The following is a 212-nucleotide window of genomic DNA, read 5'->3' on the forward strand; positions in this document are numbered from 1 at the left end:
GCGAAGGTGGATGTCGCCGACACCACCGACGAAGTGGTGGCGAAGCTGACCGCAACACCTTCGGTCACCGAAGGCGGTGAGATCACCTACACCATCACCCTGACCAACAAAGACGGTCTGCCGATCAACAACCATGGCGCCCTGACCTTCACGCTGAGCGACGGCAAGACCGTCATCACCGTACCGGCCAATGGCACCAGCGGTTCGATCAG

At 60.8% G+C, this 212-nt stretch carries 1 protein-coding gene; it reads left to right on the plus strand.

Features of this window, described 5'->3' with window-relative positions; genetic code table 11:
• On the plus strand, positions 1–212 hold a 212-nt coding region (locus SB756_RS36570), incomplete at both ends, for an immunoglobulin-like domain-containing protein (RefSeq protein WP_410914159.1).

Source organism: Pseudomonas sp. SIMBA_068, assembly GCF_046534705.1.
In the GTDB taxonomy this organism is placed as follows: domain Bacteria; phylum Pseudomonadota; class Gammaproteobacteria; order Pseudomonadales; family Pseudomonadaceae; genus Aquipseudomonas; species Aquipseudomonas putida.